Here is a 19525-nt window from a genome sequence, read left to right on the forward strand (position 1 = left end):
GCATTCGCTGTGCTGTGATGGTTTACCTATATTCAATCCCCGACAAGCGAGGAGTAAATAGCTTCATGTACAAGTGGACGCAGCTCCCGGATCGGATTGCTTCTGCCATAATGGACCGCATTCGTCATAAAAACGACGATTAGCTCGCTATGCGGTTCTATCCATAGACTTGTTCCGGTAAAGCCAGTATGACCAAAGCTGCCAAAAGGCCATGTTGACCCACAGCTCGGAATTACGGGTTGCCCCTGCCATACTTCCCAGCCAAGACCTCTGCCTTGAAAAGGGTTGGTTACACATAGCTCGCGCTGACCTGGAGTGAGCAAGGATTCCTCTGAAGTCAGCCAGCTCCTTGCATATAGAAGCAGATCGGCGGCTGTGGTGAACATCCCGGCACTTCCCGATATGCCCCCCATTTGATAACACTTCTCATCGTGAACCTGTCCCACAATATAGCCATTTCCATCGGCCTCTGTAGCCGCGATACGCTCTTTCAGAGACTCATCAGGTGTGAATGTCGTATCCTTCATGCCCAGTGGCTGGAATATTTGTTTCGTCACGAATTCGGACAACCTCTGGCGAGTCAGCTCTTCGATAACGCTTCCCAAAAGAATGAATCCGAGATCGCTGTATACAACCTTCGTGCCCGTTTCATAAACCAGCTCTTGCTGCAAAATGTCCTTAACGACATCTCTCGGCTCATACCTGTCTACTCGCGGCAGATCGGCTGGAAGACCTGAGCTATGCTGCAGTAACTGCCTGATCGTTATTAGTCCGTGCCGAAAATCAGGTATATACTTCTGAACGGGATCATTCAGGGAAAGCTGCTTTTGCTGCTCAAGCAGCAGAATTGCCGGTAAAGTCGCGGTTACTTTCGTCAGAGAGGCCGCATCAAACATCGTGTTATACTTGATATCGCGAATCATTTGTCCATCCGAGTAGGAGCCCCACTCCTTGTGCCAGCGCAGCTTGCTGCCCAAGCTAATATCCAATACAGCACCAGGTATTTGATTAAGCTCTACCCAGCTTTGTATTTGTTGTTCAATGTTATGCATTGCGCTTCGATCCTCTGACTGCTTTTCTTGTATTCTCCAGCGCCTGGATTGTTGCTTCATATGAGCGGCTTGCAATCCCGACGTACAAAATATCGATAACGTTCAGCTGGACAATTCTGGATGCCATCGCTCCACTTCGAATGCTTTGCTCCATCGAGCTTGTGAACAAGCAGATATCTGCTAATTCAGAAACAGGATTATGACCAAATTTGGTCATCGCAATGATCGTGGCCCCGCTCTCCTTAGCAATCTCCAACGATTGGATAATTGATTCTGTTTGACCCGAATATGATATGCCAAATGCGACATCATGCTCGTTCATATTCGCAGCCAATGTAACCTGGGAGTCAAAATCAGACGCCATTTCACACCATCTGTTTATCCGTGAAAGCTTTTGCTTAAAATCCTGGGCAATCACGGCTGAGGCGCCAACTCCAAAAATATACACACGCTTGGCACGATCCAGGCTTTCAATTGCTTTCTCCACATCCTCTACCGACAGCACAGCCAAGGTGTCCTGAATCGATAAAATGTTGTTATGTGAGATCGACTGAATCAAGGACGGAATCGACCCGTCAATCTGGATTTCCTGATAGGAGGTCCCTATACTGTTCGACGACTTAGCGAGGTCAGCGGCAATTCTCAGCTTCAGCTCCTGGAATCCTTTCATATGAAGGGAACGCGCCAGGCGCACAATCGTCGCTTCGCTGACTTCAGCCATCTCGGCCAGCTTTTGCACGGATGCATTCATTACCATCTCGGGGTGCTCCAAAATGTACAGGGCAACCTTACGTTCAGTAGGTTTGAGTGTATCCAGCGATTCACGGATACTTATAAGACCCTGATTCACCATGCCATCACTATCCTTTACACTTAATTCGTTGAAGAGTCAGCAACATGTAAACTTAGCTTACAACTCCATTATAAAATAATATTTCGTTTTGTAAAGACTTTTTGTGAAATTTTATTTCTTTACAAATTTTTAAAGATGTTGTCCGGCTGCCAACAAGCTGCAAAGCCCCATCTATCAATACCCTTTTTCATTTCAAAGCAATAATGGTAAAATAAGATCAGGAGCTATGGAACTTATAGGAGGAAAATAATATGCCACAGTGGACGCATCCCGAACAATATACAGCTTTTGATAATGAAGATCAGGCATTGGCATTTTGCAAGGATTGGGGGCTGCTCCCGCAAAAAGCGGCGAAGCTGAAAACCTTCAGATACAAAGGTCAAAACCTGGACATCCCTTGTGAAATCGTAGGATATGCAGACCTTGTATTCGCTGTTATCCAGGTTGACGGTGAGCTTCATAATATCCATCCTTCTTATCTACGTGAAATGCAGAACGCCCATTTTGGTAAAATTAAGCTAGAGGAAGAATCGGAGGCAAGCGAAGCAGGTGCTGTTGCGAGTGAGGATCTGGCTGAGACTTCAAGCCAAAACATAGCAGAAGTTGCGCCCGGAGCATCTGCTGCAGTATCAGAACCGCCCAAAGCCAAAAAATCAGCAGACAGGAAAACCTCTGATAAACCGCCTGCGGCTCCTGTTGCCCTGCCGGAAGGAAAGGTTAGCGTTGAAGCGACTGTAGCAGAATTCGCCTCGGTACCTAATCCGTTCAGCGACACCGATGATGAAGTCGTGATCTTTGAGCAAATAACGTTCCAGCATGAGGGTACGGCTACATCACTGGATACTGCATGGTCCAGCCACAGCATGGCCTTGAAAAAATTGGAATTGCAAATAGGCGATCAGCTCAGCTTTGAAGCCAAATTGGTCGCCAAAAAGTTAAATAAACATCCCGTTAAATACAAAATCAATAATGCTGCCAAAATTACGAAACAAGATCCACAATAAGTGATCGAAATCCATAGGACAATCTGTGATCGGTCCGTATTCTTGTCATATATAACCGTGACAAAATACGGGCCGATCACGCTATGGTTACTTTTGATATTGGCCAAGCAGCGCCGACAGGTTAGCGTTCAAACCCTTAATATCAGGCTCTTCAGACTTCGAGTTACTCAAATGATATTTCTCTTTTAGCTTCAATATCCGGGTTACACTTGCATTTAACACTGACTCCGGAATTGTCCCATTGGATACTGCGCTCCGCAGCGCTTGAATGACCTGAACCTGCTGATCAAAAGAATGTCCTACAAGCACAATATCCCCGCCAGCCAGCACCGATTCTACCGCGGCCTGCCCGATATCATAATTTTGAGTAATAGCCCCCATGGTCATATCATCGGTAAAAACAACCCCGTTAAACCCCATCTCCTTGCGCAGCAAATCGGTAATGACAGCTTTAGAAAAGGAAGCAGGATGATCTGCGTCCAGCTTGGGCATAAGCAGATGAGCCACCATAACGGCATCCGCCCCATTGTTAATTGCACTCGCAAAGGGAACTAACTCCAACTGACGAAGGTGGGTTAAATCATGATTGACCACCGGAAGCCCAAGATGTGAATCCACTGCTGTGTCTCCATGACCGGGAAAATGCTTAACCACAGCAACCACTTGCGCGGACTCTATTCCTTGCATGGTTGCCACACCAAGTCGACTGACCAAGTCAGCCTGATTCCCGAACGAACGATCACCAATAACCGTATTGTTCGGATTACTGAACACATCAAGGACAGGGGCAAAATCCGTATTCAGTCCAAAACTTTTTAATTCATTACCGAGAGTTACTCCAATTTCTCTTGAAAATTCACTATTATTGATTTTGCCAATGGCCGCATTCGTAGGGAGCTTCTTCAATTCATCAGGAAGCCGGCTTACCCTGCCACCCTCTTCGTCTACGCTGAGCATTAACGGAATGCCCGTCACCGATTCGTTAGTGGATTTCAAGGAATTAAACAGGGCTAGCGCCTGTGGGGTATCTTTTAAATTCACCTTAAAAAAAATAAACCCGCCAACGTGGTATTCGGAAATAAGCTGTGTAGTCTGGTCATTATTGGTAAGCCCATCCATGCCGACTACAACCAACTGACCCACCTTTTCATGGATCGACATCTTCTTGATTTGTTCAAGAACTTTGTCTGCTGGTTGGGCTGGCTGATTTACAGCCGGCGGTGCTGGTGCAGGGACTCCCTCAGAGGGCGTACCGGTTTGTGTCGGTTTTGGAGTTGAATTGGGAACCGGGGAAACCGCTGCAGGGGGATTGGGATTACTTGCAGATGGGCTTCCTTGGCTCATACAGCCGCTCAGCGTAAGGAAACAAAGAGCAGCTATCACCCTACAACTTCTTTTTGTTGCCGTCACAGTTCATCACCTCATCATGTCAATTGGTAGCTGGAAGTGTCCAAATCGGTTAGCGAATGAATCCGTATAGGTTCGATTTCTTACGCTTACTTCCTATTCTTTCTCAAAACTTGAAATTTTACATAAATTCAGGAGAACGAAATTTAGATCAGTTCCTTGCGCGCTTTCAAATATTTGTACAAGATGCATCCCGATATAGCGCAGATTAGCGCGCATAAACCGATAAAGCCGTATCCAGCCTGTAGTCCACGCAGCAATCCTGTTTCCGCGTCCGGCCCATAGCTGTTTTTAATACCGCTAGTGATCGCTCCGATAGCATAGTTGCCCACAACGCTGCCAATTCCCATCAAAGTAACGGTGAACGTAATGGCAGTGTCGCTGCCGCGTGGATATCTTTTGGCAATAAAAGCCATGATGGTCGGATAAATCGGTGCAATTCCCACGCCTGCCGCAGCGAACAAAAATGCCAGGGATTCCCCGCCCCAGATAGCAGCAAACGTACATGCGGCAGAAAAAGCGGAGAAGATGATGAGAGACAGATTAAACCCGATTTTATCGGTAACCGGGCCCAGAAAAAGTCTTGCAGCCGAGAAGCAAAAAAAGAACGCAGACAGCATCCCGGAAGCCGCAACCCCGTCCCACCTGTAGGCTTTTTCCAAAAAATTGACCAACCAGCCACCAACCGCCATTTCCGATACGACGCCAAATGAAAGTATGAGCACCAGCAGCCATAAGGCGGGATCACGCACCAGCATTTTCAATGGAACCCGATCCTCCAGCGGCAGATCATCACCCGGAAAATAGCTGAGAAACGCCGGAATCATCGGCAGCACCGACAAGGATAACATGACCAGATACATCCCGCGCCAATCCAGCATATGCCCGTACAGAGTCACCGACATCATTCCCGAGGCAATCATCGGCGCCACCGTAGAGCTAAGTCCGTAAAAGAAATGGGAAAGATTCATCATCGTACCGGTATTTCTAATAAATATTCGCGCCCCAAGTATGGCAAGTCCGATCTCCAGCATTCCATTGCCGATGTACATCAAGAAGTAAGATGAGGAAAATATGGGATAACTGCGTGAGAAGTAAATCAGGATTCCCGACACCAGCATCGCTCCGAAAGCCAACAGGGTCACAGCCTTGATTCCCAGTTTGCGGGTCAGGTAGGCCGTAAAGGAGCACGCGATCAAATAACCCAGCGCATTCAGCGACAATAGCGAGCCCAGCTGCATTTCATCCAGGTTAAAGTCGTATTGAATTCTTGGAATGGCCGGTCCTTTAATATTTTCTGATATGCCAAAAATAATAAAACCCAAAAAAATCGTCGCCAGTTGCATCACATAAGTTTTATTAAGCCCGCTTACGCGTTGGAGCATGAATTAACTTCACCCGCCATTTCGTTAGTCAACTAAGAGCATACTACACATCGTACAAAGCCAAAAGCCCAATCAGGTCATGGATCACCTAATTGAGCCGATTCCAAACAGGATAGGCAGGTCACGAGACACAATAGCTAACGCTAATTGATCCGCATTCCACCACGATTTGTATTTTTACCGTAAAAGATTTCGTCCATTTCCACTTTCAGCCGCTCTGTAATCTTTTTTTCTTCACCGGGCGCCAGCTTTTCCTTGGTATAACCGAATAAGTAGTTGTTAATATCGAACTGCTTCAACTTGCATTTGGTATGAAAAATATTTTCCTGATACACATTCACATCAATCATATCATACATATTGATAATTTCTTCCGGAATGTAGTTTTGGATCGAGCTGATATCATGGTCAATAAACAGTTTGTTGCCGCGGATATCTCTCGTGAAGCCCCGAACCCGATAATCAATCGTCATTATGTCGGTATCGAAGGAATGAATCAAATAGTTCAAGGCCTTGAGTGGTGAAATTTCACCACAGGTCGACACATCAATATCCGCACGGAATGTACTGATACCTTCATCAGGATGATATTCAGGATAAGTATGAACGGTAATATGACTTTTATTTAAATGCATGACAACCGCCTCAGGAAGTGGCCCCGGTGATTCGTCAAACGATTCCTTCTTGGCTTCAACCGGCTCCTCCGAGATGAGAATGGTAACGCTCGCTCCTTGAGGATCATAGTCCTGACGGGCAATATTCAGTACATGTGCACCGATAATCTTGGTCACTGTTTGCAAAATTCCAGTCAGTCTCTCAGCATTATATTGTTCATCAATGTAGGCTATATAGGCCTCACGTTCTTCTTTGGTTTTCGTATAACAAACGTCATACATGTTAAAGCTTAACGATTTCGTTAAATTATTAAACCCATGTAAGGTTATTCGCTGCTCGGGCGTTAATGTCATGATGAACACATCCTCAATTCTTTTAGTCTGAATAAGCTTGAATCTACTTATATTACCCATAAAACCGCTATGCGTATAGATATTTACGAATTCTTCACGAATATCAAGCTTTCGCGTCCACCATCGCAGCCTTGTCTCCCCGCTGAATCTTTCCTTGCCGTACAAGTGTGTGAGACAAGCAGGTATATTTGTAGCCAGTGTAACATAGTATAACGTTCTCATAAACACCAAAAAACTTTGTCCGCCAGCTCAACGACCCGGCGAACAAAGCATTTATCCTTCAAAATGAATGATAAGCTCTATGACTTCCGATCTGCTGCCAATACGAACGGGCGGCCCCCACGTTCCGAAGCCTGAGGACACAATCGCATGCAGATTGCCTTTCTTCAAATAGCCCCAGTCCAGTTCAAAGAGGCGTCTTGTGATCAGGTGATTCGGCATCATTTGTCCACGATGGGTATGACCAGACAACATAATATCAACACCTGCGGCCTCCGCCTTATCCAGCCGATGCGGCTGATGATCCATCAGAATCAGAGGCAGTGTTTTATCCACACCGGCAAGCAAAGCATCCAGTTCCTCCCTGCCGCTCGGTCCACCATGCTCAGCAGCTTTATCTTTGCGTCCAATGACATAAAAGCTGTCGGCAATTTTCACCGAGCGATCCATCAGCACATCGATCCCAATCGCACTCATCTGCTCGGTGAATTCTTGAATGTGGCCACCCATGTATTCATGGTTGCCCAGAACAGCATAGATTCCGAGCCGCGAACGCAGCTGCTTCATCACAGCCCCCATATTATGACGGATAAAGGGCTTGATGTCATCATCGATAATATCACCTGGCAGCAGAATCAAATCCGGGTTTAAGGCGTTGATTTGATCAACCAGCACCTGAAGCTTTTTGTTGCCTACAACCGAGCCCAGATGAATATCCGATGCAACGGCCACCCTTAACTTGTCGAGCTGACCTCCGTCTTTGGGAATCGACATCTCGTAGGTGCGAACAATCGGATTGCGTGCGTTCCATAAGCCACGGGCCATGAGCAGCAGCACAACCAAACCTAATAAACTCCCAAGGATCAGCACGATTGTAGACAAAGGGACCGAGACTAACCACAGCACCAAGGCAGCCAGATCAACAAACGGGAGCAATACGAACGTGAAATACATCACAGCAAACCAGTATGATCCGATCTTCTTCAAAATGCTTGAAATCGAGTAAGGTAGGTAACGCGAGCCAAGACGTCCAATAATATAAGAAAAGGCAATCAACCAATAGCAAATCCACCAAATTGTAAAATTATGGATATCAAATGCATAACTCACAAACAACTGTGCATGCCAGCCAATATAATAATTGATCAAGGCAAATATCGATAAAAATATAGTAATCACTGCTGCAAATCGCGGGTTCATCCTCTGCCACTCCTGATCATTTCCATTAGAAAGTCTAATTTTGCAAGTCGTACTCACTTGGCTCGTATTCAAATTCGATCTTTATTGCCGTACTTCAATTAGTATTCCTTCTTGATATCTGATACAGCCCACTGCTCAAAAGGACGCTTATACTGGTCCGGCTTCATTTGCTTCATCACGATCGAACGCTGCTCCATAGGCAAGGCAATCTGCTCATAAATAAACTGATCGTCAAAATCAATGGCTGCCGCATCCTCTTTCGTACAGGCATAATAGACAGCGTCAGGCCGTGCCCAATATATGGCTCCGATACACATCGGACAAGGTTCGCAGCTCGTATAAATCTCACATCCAGTTAACTGGAAGCTGCCGATATGCTTACATGCATCGCGAATGGCTTGTACTTCCGCATGAGCCGTTGGATCATTATTTAAAGTAACCAGATTGCTGCCTCTTCCGATAATTTCACCATTACGTACGACAATAGCACCGAATGGCCCCCCTTGGCCGGTTAACACGTTCTGGACAGCAAGCTCTATCGCTTCCTGCATGCGCTGCTCTTGTTCATTTCTCATTCATGAAAACCTCCCATTGGGTAAACAATTTCACATGCAATTTCCAACATATTAATAATAGATCAAATCAGGATCATTTACAAAATAAATGTTCATTCTTTCCACCTCTGTTTCATTGTTAGACAGGACGGTTAACAAATGGATATAAATCGAATGGCTCAGGAGGAAATTCACATGCCCAAATCTACCTATTACGTAACCGTTGCAACGGGGCTTATCGAAGAGCTCCAAGCGCTGCAGGACAAGGCCAATCGAACCCATGAATTTGTTGTAGAAGCAAGCGATGAAGAAATTGCCGTATTGCGTGATTTGTTCGACAAGCAAGCGGCATCAGAGGAATTAACGTTCAAACGTGCGACCATCCCTTACAAGACTGCTGATCACGACCCTTCTACAGAACGATTTAATGGAGATATCCTTAACATTTATCGGTATTTGTATGAAATCGGAACCAGTGAAACCAAAAAGCATATCGAGAAAATGGGCATATTACCACGGTTGTTAAGCCCAGACTATCATCATGCTGGATATGAGGAACAAAAGTCCAAGCAATAGCCTTGATGATTGCACTGTAGGGCGCGAATGTTTGCGATTAGATCTCAGCCTGGTTCTGACATGGAAAAGCCTCAATCCCCGTCTATCTTGAAGGATTGAGGCTTTTTCCCGACCGATTAACTGCGCTATAAGAGTGCGGTAGCTAATGAGCGTGAGCCCAGTGCTACTTATTCACCGGACTATTAGCAAAAATGGATTATGAAATAGCAGGCTGTGCCGCGTCCTCGCTGATCTGTTTCAATCGCTTCATAATCGGATTGGCGCCACGACCAAAATAATCATGCAAGGTGCAGTATTCCGCATACAGCTTATCATAAACAGCTGTATGTGCAGGAATAGGCTGGAATGTCTCTTCTCTGATTCTCGCCATCTGTTCAGCGGCATCGACGATATTATCATAGCCGCCAGCCGCAGCTCCAGCTGCTACTGCGCCAAACATCGCGGCGCCCAAGGCAGGTGTTTGCGTGGAATCAGCGATTTTGATCTCGCGTCCGGTTACGTCCGCATAGATTTGCATCAGCAGCCGGTTGCGCTGCGGCAGCCCTCCGCATGCATACAGTTCGTTCACTTTAACCCCATTGTCGTTAAAAGCATCGATAATTTTCCTTGTACCAAAGGCTGTGGCTTCAAGCAGGGCACGGTAGATTTCCTCCGGCTTCGTTTGCAGCGTGCAGCCTATCAGAAATCCGGTTAGATCAGCATTGACCAGCACGGAGCGGTTGCCGTTCCACCAATCAAGCGCAAGCAGCCCGGTTTCACCCGGTTGATATGCCGAAGCCTGCTGCTCTAGCCAATCATGAACTCCGATACCTGCAGCCGACGCCGCTTGCTCGACATAAGCGGGAACTCCCTGCTCCACATACCAGGCGAATATATCCCCTACCGCCGATTGTCCTGCCTCATAACCGTAATACCCGGGGATAATGCCGTCCTCTACAACACCGCACATGCCCTCGACCTGCTTCTCGGTTTCGTCGAGAAGCAAGTGGCATATGGATGTACCCATCGCCATGACCAGCTTACCCGGTTCGACCACACCAACAGCAGGAACTGCAGCATGGGCATCCACGTTGGCTACAGCAACCGCAGTGCCTGCCCGCAGACCCATTAGCTGTGCCATTTCCTCGGTCAAACCACCCGCCTTCGTACCCAGTGGATGAATCGCTCCACGCAGCTTGGTGCTTGCCAAATCCGCCAGCCGCGGATCTAGAGAACCCAGAAAATCAGCAGATGGATATCCCTGTTCTTTATGCCAAATAGCTTTGTAGCCCGCTGTGCAGCTATTCTTGGCGATTTGTCCGGTCATTTGGGAAACGACCCAATCGGCCGCCTCCAGAAACTGATCTGTCTGGTCATACAGCTCAGGTGCTTCATTCAAAATTTGCCATACCTTGGCGAGCATCCATTCCGAGGAGATTTTACCCCCATAACGGGCCAAAAAAGCTTCGCCCCGCTGCTCAGCCGCCTCATTGATCCGGTTCGCTTCTTCCTGTGCAGCATGATGCTTCCACAGCTTGACCCAGCTATGCGGATTGTCGCGATGCTGTGGATCGAAGCATAAGGGCTGACCTGCTCTGTCGAGCGGCAGCATGGTGCAGGCAGTAAAATCGATCCCGATACCAATCACATCAGCTGGATCAACGCCAGATTCTCGAACGACCGCGGGAACGGACTGCCGAAGCACCTCCAAATAATCGTCAGGGTGCTGCAGCGCCCAATCCGCTTCCAGACGACGGCCCGATACGGGCAGCCGTTCATCGATAACTCCATGAGCGTACTTGGTTACATGGGTAGCAATTTCCGCACCATTCGAAATATCTACCAGCAGCGCTCTTCCTGATTCCGTACCGTAATCCACACCGATTGCATATGTTTTTTTCATAATGAATAAGTCCTCCCTACAGTCTACTTCTTGCCATATAAAGGACCAAAGTTATCGCAAGCACGGAAATCGGCTCCCGTACGGTCACTCGTGCCAAAAGCATTCCAGGCACTTGGCTGGAACAAGCGTTCCTCATCCACATTATGCATGCTGACTGGAATCCGCAGCATCGAAGCTAATGTGATCAAGTCTCCGCCAATATGTCCATAACTCACTGAACCATGATTGGAGCCCCAGTTGTTCATGACCGAGTACACATCCTTAAATGCACCCGTTCCGGTCAGGTTCGGTACGAACCAGGTCGTCGGCCATGTCGGGTTGCTGCGTTGATCCAGCTTGTCGTGAACATCATCCGGCAGCTCGACCGTATAACCTTCAGCCAGCTGCAGCACAGGTCCAAGACCTGCAATCAGATTAATTCTGGCCATCGTCACCGGCATCCCGCCGCGTGTTGTAAAATCAGTTGAAAATCCACCGCCACGGAAGAAGTCAACCGCCGGGCACCACTGGGTAGCCTCCAAAGATTGCTGCACCTCTTCGGCTGTAATGTCCCAATAAGGCTTCATTGCAGGTTGACCATCCACGCTTTGCGTGCCCGTTCCATCAAGTGCCGCTGGACCCGAGTTAATCAGATGGATAACACCATCCTTCGCTCTGCCTTCAAGCTCCTTGCCGGTTACACGCTTCACCGCTTCAGGACTCCAATACGTACGGACATCGGCAAAAATTTGCGCCGCATTCGTAAGTAAATGTCCGAACAGCATCGTAATCCCGTTCAGCGTATCATTTTCTGTGGCAAGTACATAAGGCTCCCGAATTCCATTCCAATCGAACGAGCTGGACAATATCGCCTCCATAAAATCACCATTCGGGAAAAAATCCGTCCAAGCCCGCTGACCTTGAAAGCCTGCGGCTATCGCATTGTGGCCCAGTGCTTCCTCTCCATAGCCAATGCCGTCGAGCTGCGGATTGCCGATCATTAGATCTCTTGCAATCAAAGTCATTTTGACAACCGTTTCCCAGTCTTGATCCTTTTGTTCACGAGTCCGTGTCAGCTCAGGCGGATTCACATCCCCGCCCTCCTTGCAGTTCTCCTTCGTCCACACCAACGCACGCTCATATTCTTCCTTATCATAAATGCCGAGCTCCATGCGGCGCACAAACTCGGTCATGTCCACATACTCGTTGCGCATGCCCAGGTAGCTTTGAAAAAAGCTCTCATCTGCAATGCAGCCAGCGATTCCCATCGAAACAGAGCCCATCGACAGGTACGACTTGCCTCGCATCGTCGCTACAGCCAAGCCCGCTTTGGCAAATTGCAGCAGCTTCTGCTGAACATCGGGAGTAATCGTCGTATCGCCGATATCCTGTACGTCTTTGCCATAAATACTGAAGGCGGGAAGCCCCTTCTGGTTATGCGCCGCCAATGCAGCAGCCAAATATACCGCTCCCGGACGCTCAGTTCCATTAAATCCCCAGATCGCTTTAGGAATCGTTGGGTCCGTGTCGATGGTTTCTGTCGGATAGCACCACGAAGGAGTGACTGTGATGCTGACACCAACGCCTGCGCGTGCGAATTTCTCGGCTGTCCGTGCAGCTTCCGCTACGCCACCGATACACGTATCCGCTACAACACATTCCACCGGCAATCCATTCGAATGACGCAAATTGGACGACAAAAACTCCGCCACAGTATGTGCCATATTCATTGTTACTTCCTCCAACGACTCCCGAATCCCGCCGCGACGACCATCAACCGCAGGACGAATACCAATTTTCGGCATACTGCCGTTCAAACGATTAACCGCTTCTACATGTTTCATAAAAAAACTCCTCTCAGGATTCCAATTTTTTAATTACAGGTTGTAAAATATCGCGAACTGCCTCTGTGCTTTCCGCACCCTTCTCCAATCGATGCAATATCGTTCTTCCAGCCTTGATACCCAATTCGTATGGCTTTTGATCGACATACACAATGCCGGAGCGCTTGAGCAGCCTTGCCGCCTCCACTTCTCCATACGAAGCAATCGCAATATCACCGGGAATGTCCCGACCGTTCTCGGTCAGCTCCAGCAGCGCCCCAAACGTCATTTTGTTATTGAAGGATAACAGTGCTGTCGGCGGCTTTGCCATTTGCAGAAAATAACGTACAGCCTCTCTTCCACCCGACTCCGTGAACTTGCCGTCATAATCATACGCAGCCTCATGCTCCATACCTGCCTCCGTAAAAGCCTTCTGACAGCCGACAAATCGATCCTGCCCCGTACTGACGCCCATACAGCCATTAATCACGCCAATAACGGAGTGCCCCTGCTGAATTAACTGCTTCGTCAGCTCATAAGCTCCATTCACATCATCCTCAGCTACGAGGTCAACTGCAGGTCCCGGTAAATCCAGGCTTCTATCGACCAAAATAAACTGAATCCCAGCAGCCGACATTCGTGCCACCAGCTCCTCATTGCCTCCTGTTGTTGCCAGGACTACAGCATCCACTCTTTTCTCCGTCATCAGCTGCAGCAGCTGCGCTTCTTTCTCCGGCAGCTCATCAGAGCTGCAAAAGATCAGGTGGTAGCCGTATTCCTGAACCACATCCTCCAGCCCTCGGCATATCGTCATAAAAAATGGATTCGATATGTCCGGCAGCACAACGCCAATCGTAAAGCTTTTGTCCTGCTTCAGGCTTCTTGCAATGGCGTTAGGCTGGTATTGCAGCTTGTCGACTGCGAGCATCACTCGATTCTTGACCTCATCGCTGACATAGCCGCTGCTGTTCAGTACCCGCGATATGGTGGCTGTAGATACGCCTGCCTCTGCGGCTACTTGCTTGATTGTGGCCTTGGCCATAATTGCCCTCCTAAGAGATGTACTCTGTAATCGTTTACGTAATCGATTACATATAACTATAATTCGTTTTCAAAATCCGGTCAAGTGGTTTTTATCAAAGAAAAAAGAGGTCTCAGAGACCTCAATTAAGTGAACAACCAACACCTGTTTATGCTGATACACGTATAGGTTCAAGCTTTTGCTGATCCGTGATTCAAAGTCGGCTTTTGCTGGCGTCTCCCGGTCTTCAGCTTTTCCTGCAGCCTGCCCAGGAATATATCCGCCAATATAGCCAATACAGCAGCTGGAATAGCTCCAGCATAAATTTTCAGAGAGTTGCGAAGGTTTAGTCCGGAATAAATTTCCCTCCCAAGTCCATCCCCTCCAAATAACGGAGCCAGCGTCGCCACACCGATGGCTATGACAGCAGCTACACGCAGTCCTGCCATCAGAAACGGTAATGAAAGCGGCAGTTGAACCTTTAGCAGCAGCTGCCAAGGGCTCATACCGAGCCCCTTACCGGCCTCGCTGATCCCTGCATCGACTTCCTTCAAGCCGACATAGGTGTTGCGAATAATCGGAAGCAGCGAATAAAAGAACAAACCGACTACTATCGTTTTAAAGCCCAATCCAAGGTACAACATCAATAATGCCAATAAGGCTAGACTCGGCATCACTTGAATCACATTGGCTACGGCCAATATGACGGATGCCAGTCGTTCATTGCGTGCGCTGACAACACCTAACGGGATACCTACGATGAGAGCGAGGCCAAGTCCACTGAATACCATGATGATATGACCCCAGGTCAAGCTTAGCAGGTGAACTGCATTGTCCTGCATATACTGAAAGAGCTCTATGATTCCATTGCCGTTCTGATTCATTGTCTCACATCCTCAACTTATTTCAGCAATCCGATTTCCTTCAAAAATTGTGCGGCTACCTCCTGTGGACTACGTTTATTCACATCCACCTCATAGTTCAAGGCAGTCATCGCTTCGGCATCAATTTTTCCTGCCAACGAAGTAATGACATCATTCAGTTCAGGCAATTGCTGTAAGATATCCTTTCTAACTACTGGAGAAGCATCATAAGGCGGGAAAAATTGTTTATCATCCTTTAAGGCCTGCAGGTTATATTGCTTGATTCCCGGATCTGTTGTGTAGGCAAGGACGACATCTACCTTTTTATCAGCAGCTGCTTGATAAACTAAAGATATTTCCATCGGAAATCTCTCTCCGAAGGTAAAGCCATAGAACTTGGTAAAGGCTCTGTAGCCATCGTTATCTCTTTCAAGCCAGGTCGTATCCACACCGAGCTTCATCGTTTGGGCAAGCTCCTTCAAATCGGATACTGTGCTCAGCTTGTGTTGATCAGCAAGCTCCTTGCGCACGGTGAAGGCATACGTATTTTCAAAGCCATAAGGCTCAAACCATTTGAAATCAAACGTTTTGTCGAATCCCTCCTGAGCTTGCTTTAATACCTCTTTGCGATCCTTCGTGTCTTGAATATCGAAATATCCGTTAAAAATTTCTCCCGTATACAAAGTGGCCATTTGAATGTCATTGTTCTTCATCGATTGAATGACAATCGGGCTTGCAGCGAGGTCTGGTACAATTTTCACTTTTACCTTCGTATTTTGTTCAATTAATGCTTTGTACATTTCGGCTAAAATTTTCGGTTCGGTATAGGTTTGGGTACCGATATTGATCGAAGCTGGCACCGTCCCCTCCTCACCGCTGCCCGCACCTTTATCACTGCATGCAGACAATACCAACGACCCCAACAATGCGACACTAACTGTAAGCAATATCCCTTTTTTTCTCATAATTCCTCCATTTATATCGTTTTGATTTATTTACATGTTCATTCAAGCCTTCAAGCTTTGGTTGCGTTCAATGACGTCGTTTGAGCTTTTCGGGAAACCCGTTTTTCAATACTGCCCAGAATTCGATCAGCGAGCAGAGCCAGTAGGATAGCGGAAACAGCCCCTGAAATAATAAGCTCTTTCTTATTGACACCGATACCCGAGACGATCAGCTCTCCGAGACCCCCGGCACCGATTAATGCCGCTAAAGTGGTCCAGCTGATAATATAGACTGTGGTGATCCGCAAACCGGACATGATATAAGGAAATGCCAGCGGGAACTGAATGAGCAGCAAGCGCTGGCTCGCACTGTAACCCATGCCCCGTGCCGACTCCACAATGGACGGATCGACAGCATGAAAGCCTGCATACGTATTTCGAAGAATAGGCAGTATGGAATATAGAAATAAGGCGAATATGGCCGGCTTCACCCCGATCCCCAGCAGTGGAATCAGAATGGCCAGCAGCGCCAAGCTCGGAATCGTCTGAAATACATTCGTGATTGTAAAAATGAGGGTATGAAGCCATTTCATCTGATTCTTCGCCAGAAACATACCTAACGGAACGGCAACCAGCGCACCCAGTACGATGGAAACTGCAGAAATAGTCAAGTGGTCACGCGTAGCAATTAAAATATCGGGGTATCTTTCCTGCAAAAATTCAACATATTTCATAAAAAAATTAGATTGCTGCATGGGCATCGCCCCCAATGATTTCAGAAGAATACACATCTGCCATATGGCTGACGACAGAACCTCTCGTGATAAGTCCAACGAAATAAAGGTCATCACGCACAACGGCTAAATTGGATAATTGATATTCCGTCATCATGTTTAAGGCTACGGAAAGCGAGGTCCCTGTCAGCACAACATGCTCCACTGGCTTCATGACATCGGCTACGGTTGTGCTTTCTTCCCCGTACTGATCAAGAACACGGTAAATCGATACCGATCCCTGCAGCTTGTTGTTTTTATCCACGATCAATAAGGAATCCACACGGCGTTTTTCCATCAGCTTCATGGCTGCAGCCAAACCTCTCGAAGGAAATGCAGTAGCCGGATTATCGACCATGACCTCATCGACTGTGGGAGCCTCCAACATATTGTGCGACTGGAGTCTTTTTTGGCCAATAAAGCTTTTGACAAATTCGTTGGCGGGATGACGCAAAATCTGTTCCGGATGTCCAGTTTGAACAATCTCTCCATCCTTCATCAAAATAATCGTGTCAGCGATTTTGATGGCTTCATCCATATCATGCGTGACGAATACGATTGTTTTTTTAATATCCTGCTGCAAGCGGACCAATTCATCCTGTAATTGTTCACGACTTATGGGGTCCAGTGCACTAAAAGGTTCATCCATCAGAATAACATCCGGGTTTGCAGCTAAAGCTCGAATCACACCAATGCGCTGCTGCTGCCCTCCACTTAATTCTGACGGGTAACGGTTACGGTATATATCAGGTTTTAAACCAACAAGCTCTAATAACTCTTCAACCCTTGCCTCGATTTTGGATTTATCCCACTTTAGAAGACGAGGTACAACCCCCACATTTTGTGCAATGGTCATATGCGGGAATAAACCGATATTTTGAATGACATAACCGATCTTTCGTCTAAGCTCAATAGGATCCAAAGTGGAAATATTATCCTGATGAATCAAGATTTCACCTGACGATGGGTTGATTAATCGATTAATTAATTTCATCGTGGTCGTTTTTCCACATCCGCTCGGGCCGATCAGTACCGTAATCTCTCCTTCCTTCAATTCCAGGTTAATATCGTTTAACACTTTGTGACCATCCTCATAAACCTTGTTAACTCCTTTAAATCGAATCATGCGGGTAACCACCTTTCGTTTTCTCTATTTGTTTTAACATAACGTTGTTTAATCGAATCCCTCCTATTCACTCGGTAATTGTTGGCGCAGCCGTACAAGGCTACGCAAAGTGCAGTAGTCTTGGTACATTCGTCTTATTTGGAAACAATAGTAAAGTAGAAACTGCCAATAAAGCTGCGAATAGGGAAGCACCGCTCCAATAAGATATTCATACTATACCAAACCAACATTCAACTGACAACCTTAAATTATTTATGAAGTTGTTTGTTGTCCATAAATAATCGATCACTGTAATGACAAAAAAGACTGTTCCATGGCCTAAAAAGCCACTAAACAGTCCTCTGAATATTTGCTTCGCTATTTATTCTTCCTGTAGAGGTATATTGAGAAAACGCTCGGTTCTTTCTTGAACTTGTCCATCCCCCACGACAACAAGAACATCGTCTTCTCTAAGAATAACATGGGGGCCCGGCGAGATGGACACTTGTGTGCCTCTGCGCAGCGCTACAATGGTCGCACCTGTATTTTGCCAAAATTGAAGATTTGCGATCGTTTTACCGACAACATGAGAAATATTTGTCACCTTTATTTCCACTGGATGGTAGGGCTTCAAATTTTGCAGTCGGTCTGATGCATTGATAATTCCGGTAAGCAGCACCTCAAACTTGCTATCGATCTCCTTTTTGTGGACCAATAGCAGCTGCAATTCCTGTTTGAGCGAGTATACCGATTTCAGATAATTGTTCCTGGTTATATAGTCGAAAGCGTTTTGATCCGATACGATCACGATCTCTTTTCCCTGTGACACGAAAACAATATTCTCATCCTTCAGCAGACCGATTGCTTTACGAATCGTTTCAGGGGAGACATGATATTGGCTTGCCAATAAGGAGCGGCCGGAAATTTTACTCTGGACGGGAAACTCCCCACTTACAATTCTTTGGGCAATATCGAGCGCTATTGACTTATAACCTGTGACCTCTTGCATCTTTCTCGCCCTTTCTTCGTGCATACCTGTATGTAGCTAAGGAACATGCACACATCGTACTACTTTCTGTTGCTATCATAAGGTATAGAGAAAGCTTCGTGCAACACTCCAGCCACTGCATAACTGCCTTTTATTTGGAAAGCTCACCAAACCGTGAAATAACAGCTAGAGCCGGATCAATCGGGACATTAGCTCGCTGTACATTTGCCGTAATATGGATGGAAGGTGTTTGGCGGACGGATCGTCCTGCGAATTGAGGAACAGCCCTTCTCTTGAACCACTTTCAAAATATGTCCTTTACTTTCTCTTTTAATATCATTTCAGCTTTACCAAAATCATTTTGATATGATCCAAAACTTCCACTTTTCACAAGTTCAAAGCCTGTCTTCAAATACAATCCAATTGCTTTATAACTCCAAGTTTGAGTATGTAAAAATACTTCCTTATCGCCTTCGAGTTCCATTATTACTTCAAGACATTTATTCACTAATGGCTTACTCAAACCAAATCCTTGATACTCTGGTTTTACTGATAACCAATGTATTGATGGATCTCTTCTATCATTTGTATAATTCCACCAGCCAGTATGGTAGCTAACATGGCAGATAATATTGAAGATAAAATTCTTAAAGACATATTAACAACAGGTTTTCCACTTGAAATGGAAGTGTCGAACAATTTTGCTAGAGATCGATGGACGGTTGACCATAATAGTTATTATATTGACAAGGATGAATTGAAAGGGAGAGAAATAGATCTAATTGCTAGCTATTTTTTAAGTAACCCTAAGAGTAATAACGTTTGTGTGTTCCCGAACCCTCACTGCCTTAAGGGACGAAGTCCCGGCCGCGTCGCGGTTAGGTAGTGAAGGGTTGTCTGCTGAATCCACTTCTTTGAAATCCCTCTTG

Annotated in this window: 18 protein-coding genes; 2 read left to right on the top strand and 16 right to left on the bottom strand. The window is 46.6% G+C overall.

The genetic code is table 11. The features are described from left to right. Window positions 1-32: 32 nt before the first annotated feature. Window positions 33-1052 (bottom strand): serine hydrolase domain-containing protein, encoded by a 1020-nt coding sequence (locus NST47_RS25670; protein ID WP_341157669.1) that lies wholly within the window; start codon window positions 1050-1052, stop codon window positions 33-35. Further along, complete coding sequence (locus NST47_RS25675; RefSeq protein WP_341157670.1) at window positions 1045-1905, bottom strand: MurR/RpiR family transcriptional regulator; 861 nt, start codon at window positions 1903-1905, stop codon at window positions 1045-1047. The genes NST47_RS25670 and NST47_RS25675 overlap by 8 nt, the downstream gene beginning before the upstream one ends. 251 nt (window positions 1906-2156) lie before the next feature. On the opposite strand from NST47_RS25675, the gene NST47_RS25680 reads away from it, so the two are divergent. After that, entirely contained in the window at window positions 2157-2909 is a 753-nt protein-coding gene (locus tag NST47_RS25680; protein WP_341157671.1) for a hypothetical protein, read from the top strand. 87 nt (window positions 2910-2996) lie between these two features. Here NST47_RS25680 and nagZ read toward each other — a convergent pair whose 3' ends face one another. From nagZ to NST47_RS25705, 5 genes are all read right to left on the bottom strand, one after another. Then, window positions 2997-4253, bottom strand: coding sequence for a beta-N-acetylhexosaminidase (gene nagZ, locus NST47_RS25685; protein WP_341157672.1), 1257 nt, complete (start codon window positions 4251-4253; stop codon window positions 2997-2999). 209 nt (window positions 4254-4462) lie between these two features. After that, window positions 4463-5701, bottom strand: a complete 1239-nt coding sequence (locus NST47_RS25690) for an MFS transporter (protein WP_341157673.1) — start codon at window positions 5699-5701, stop codon at window positions 4463-4465. A 143-nt stretch (window positions 5702-5844) separates the two neighbouring features. Next, window positions 5845-6669, bottom strand: a complete 825-nt coding sequence (speD, locus tag NST47_RS25695; RefSeq protein WP_341157674.1) for an adenosylmethionine decarboxylase — start codon at window positions 6667-6669, stop codon at window positions 5845-5847. Window positions 6670-6942: 273 nt separating this feature from the next. Then, entirely contained in the window at window positions 6943-8088 is a 1146-nt protein-coding gene (locus NST47_RS25700; protein WP_341157675.1) for a metallophosphoesterase, read from the bottom strand. A 98-nt stretch (window positions 8089-8186) separates the two neighbouring features. Next, on the bottom strand, window positions 8187-8663 hold the full coding sequence (locus NST47_RS25705) for a nucleoside deaminase (protein WP_341157676.1): 477 nt from the start codon (window positions 8661-8663) through the stop codon (window positions 8187-8189). A 174-nt stretch (window positions 8664-8837) separates the two neighbouring features. Between NST47_RS25705 and NST47_RS25710 the strand changes: the two genes are divergently transcribed. Next, window positions 8838-9218 (top strand): hypothetical protein, encoded by a 381-nt coding sequence (locus NST47_RS25710; protein WP_341157677.1) that lies wholly within the window; start codon window positions 8838-8840, stop codon window positions 9216-9218. A 196-nt stretch (window positions 9219-9414) separates the two neighbouring features. Here the strand turns inward: NST47_RS25710 and NST47_RS25715 are convergent, their stop codons facing one another. The 9 genes from NST47_RS25715 to NST47_RS25755 form a co-directional block, all read right to left on the bottom strand. After that, window positions 9415-11100 (bottom strand): ribulokinase, encoded by a 1686-nt coding sequence (locus tag NST47_RS25715; RefSeq protein WP_341157678.1) that lies wholly within the window; start codon window positions 11098-11100, stop codon window positions 9415-9417. 23 nt (window positions 11101-11123) lie between these two features. Beyond that, window positions 11124-12923, bottom strand: a complete 1800-nt coding sequence (locus NST47_RS25720) for an L-fucose isomerase (RefSeq protein ID WP_341157679.1) — start codon at window positions 12921-12923, stop codon at window positions 11124-11126. 13 nt (window positions 12924-12936) lie between these two features. Beyond that, the gene (locus tag NST47_RS25725; RefSeq protein ID WP_341157680.1) at window positions 12937-13944 is read right to left on the bottom strand and encodes a LacI family DNA-binding transcriptional regulator; all 1008 of its coding nucleotides are present in this window, start codon (window positions 13942-13944) and stop codon (window positions 12937-12939) included. 170 nt (window positions 13945-14114) lie between these two features. Further along, on the bottom strand, window positions 14115-14807 hold the full coding sequence (locus tag NST47_RS25730) for an ABC transporter permease (RefSeq protein ID WP_341157681.1): 693 nt from the start codon (window positions 14805-14807) through the stop codon (window positions 14115-14117). A gap of 17 nt (window positions 14808-14824) precedes the next feature. Continuing rightward, complete coding sequence (locus NST47_RS25735; RefSeq protein ID WP_341157682.1) at window positions 14825-15751, bottom strand: glycine betaine ABC transporter substrate-binding protein; 927 nt, start codon at window positions 15749-15751, stop codon at window positions 14825-14827. 50 nt (window positions 15752-15801) lie between these two features. After that, on the bottom strand, window positions 15802-16485 hold the full coding sequence (locus NST47_RS25740) for an ABC transporter permease (RefSeq protein WP_341157683.1): 684 nt from the start codon (window positions 16483-16485) through the stop codon (window positions 15802-15804). Then, on the bottom strand, window positions 16472-17629 hold the full coding sequence (locus NST47_RS25745) for a betaine/proline/choline family ABC transporter ATP-binding protein (RefSeq protein ID WP_341157684.1): 1158 nt from the start codon (window positions 17627-17629) through the stop codon (window positions 16472-16474). Before NST47_RS25745 ends, NST47_RS25740 begins: the two co-directional genes overlap by 14 nt. Before the next feature lie 361 nt (window positions 17630-17990). Then, window positions 17991-18617: a TrkA C-terminal domain-containing protein gene (locus NST47_RS25750; protein WP_262688992.1), complete on the bottom strand. Its 627-nt coding sequence runs from the start codon at window positions 18615-18617 to the stop codon at window positions 17991-17993. 283 nt (window positions 18618-18900) lie between these two features. After that, window positions 18901-19236, bottom strand: a complete 336-nt coding sequence (locus tag NST47_RS25755; protein WP_341159754.1) for a GNAT family N-acetyltransferase — start codon at window positions 19234-19236, stop codon at window positions 18901-18903. Between the last annotated feature and the right edge of the window lie 289 nt (window positions 19237-19525).

This window comes from Paenibacillus sp. FSL H8-0034 (assembly GCF_038000305.1).
In the GTDB taxonomy this organism is placed as follows: domain Bacteria; phylum Bacillota; class Bacilli; order Paenibacillales; family NBRC-103111; genus Paenibacillus_S.

What these genes read in the sequence shown, in the direction of transcription:
- NST47_RS25690 (WP_341157673.1), bottom strand. Translation starts at nt 5,701, where the DNA reads ATGCTCCAACGCGTAAGCGGGCTTAATAAAACTTATGTGATGCAACTG.
- NST47_RS25710 (WP_341157677.1), top strand. Translation starts at nt 8,838, where the DNA reads ATGCCCAAATCTACCTATTACGTAACCGTTGCAACGGGGCTTATCGAA.
- NST47_RS25745 (WP_341157684.1), bottom strand. Translation starts at nt 17,629, where the DNA reads ATGATTCGATTTAAAGGAGTTAACAAGGTTTATGAGGATGGTCACAAA.
- NST47_RS25670 (WP_341157669.1), bottom strand. Translation starts at nt 1,052, where the DNA reads ATGCATAACATTGAACAACAAATACAAAGCTGGGTAGAGCTTAATCAA.
- NST47_RS25735 (WP_341157682.1), bottom strand. Translation starts at nt 15,751, where the DNA reads ATGAGAAAAAAAGGGATATTGCTTACAGTTAGTGTCGCATTGTTGGGG.
- NST47_RS25680 (WP_341157671.1), top strand. Translation starts at nt 2,157, where the DNA reads ATGCCACAGTGGACGCATCCCGAACAATATACAGCTTTTGATAATGAA.
- NST47_RS25750 (WP_262688992.1), bottom strand. Translation starts at nt 18,617, where the DNA reads ATGCAAGAGGTCACAGGTTATAAGTCAATAGCGCTCGATATTGCCCAA.
- nagZ (WP_341157672.1), bottom strand. Translation starts at nt 4,253, where the DNA reads ATGAGCCAAGGAAGCCCATCTGCAAGTAATCCCAATCCCCCTGCAGCG.
- NST47_RS25725 (WP_341157680.1), bottom strand. Translation starts at nt 13,944, where the DNA reads ATGGCCAAGGCCACAATCAAGCAAGTAGCCGCAGAGGCAGGCGTATCT.
- NST47_RS25720 (WP_341157679.1), bottom strand. Translation starts at nt 12,923, where the DNA reads ATGAAACATGTAGAAGCGGTTAATCGTTTGAACGGCAGTATGCCGAAA.
- speD (WP_341157674.1), bottom strand. Translation starts at nt 6,669, where the DNA reads ATGACATTAACGCCCGAGCAGCGAATAACCTTACATGGGTTTAATAAT.
- NST47_RS25705 (WP_341157676.1), bottom strand. Translation starts at nt 8,663, where the DNA reads ATGAGAAATGAACAAGAGCAGCGCATGCAGGAAGCGATAGAGCTTGCT.
- NST47_RS25730 (WP_341157681.1), bottom strand. Translation starts at nt 14,807, where the DNA reads ATGAATCAGAACGGCAATGGAATCATAGAGCTCTTTCAGTATATGCAG.
- NST47_RS25740 (WP_341157683.1), bottom strand. Translation starts at nt 16,485, where the DNA reads ATGCAGCAATCTAATTTTTTTATGAAATATGTTGAATTTTTGCAGGAA.
- NST47_RS25715 (WP_341157678.1), bottom strand. Translation starts at nt 11,100, where the DNA reads ATGAAAAAAACATATGCAATCGGTGTGGATTACGGTACGGAATCAGGA.
- NST47_RS25675 (WP_341157670.1), bottom strand. Translation starts at nt 1,905, where the DNA reads ATGGTGAATCAGGGTCTTATAAGTATCCGTGAATCGCTGGATACACTC.
- NST47_RS25700 (WP_341157675.1), bottom strand. Translation starts at nt 8,088, where the DNA reads ATGAACCCGCGATTTGCAGCAGTGATTACTATATTTTTATCGATATTT.